The sequence below is a fragment of the Variovorax sp. P4_D9 genome, from assembly GCF_056401695.1.
Genome location: NZ_JBFUIU010001683.1, coordinates 1 through 705 on the forward strand (window position 1 = coordinate 1; position 705 = coordinate 705).

A 705-nucleotide genomic window follows, 5' to 3' on the forward strand; every position below is an offset into this window, starting at 1 on the left:
CTGCAGCGCAGACCCTGCCAACTGCCCTGCCGGCACTTGACGGTGTAGACCGTGCGCTCGCCCTGCAGCGTGACCTTGTCGCTGATTAGGGCGACCCCGGCCGCGAACGCCGCACAAACAACAACGAAGGAAAAGATCCGCATCGGTGCATTTTCACTGTGCAAGCGACATAGATATGGTTGTCTTCCTTGGACAGGTCCTGAATCGTCCGCACGAGCTTCTTCCATTTTGACACCCTATCAAAGATGCCACGGCGGTCCAGACTCAAGGGTGGGCAGGCAGCGTGCAAAGTCGTAGGACAAAACTATCAATGAGCACGCCGGCCGACAGAGTTCAAGCCAGACTGAATTGGTTCCCGCATGCGAGAGGATGATGTTCGCCCGGAGAGGGCTATCGACGGCGACGCGCCGGTTGACATTGACCTTCAGGAGGCTGTGCGGCTGGCCGATGAGGCACTTACTCAGCAGTCAGAAATATAGGAGACAGAAGGCGCTTCGAAGAATGATCGAACCAGCCGGCGATTCTTCTGCATGTCGCGCAGTTGCTGGTCGACTCGGATTTCGAGTTTCTCGCCGGCTCGCAAGGGATTGCGAGCCACACCAGTGCGCTTGACATGACTCCACACCAACTCGTCCGGGTTCAGGTCGGGTGCGTAGCCCGGCAGGATGTGCATGCTCAGCTGGCCCTGGGTGGACTCGATGTACT

General features: G+C 58.3%; 1 protein-coding gene. It reads right to left on the bottom strand.

Features of this window, described 5'->3' with window-relative positions; translation table 11 throughout:
* Positions 1-460 precede the first annotated feature (460 nt).
* On the bottom strand, positions 461-705 hold a 245-nt coding region (locus tag AC1DY5_RS57750), incomplete at its 5' end, for a transposase (protein ID WP_478123059.1).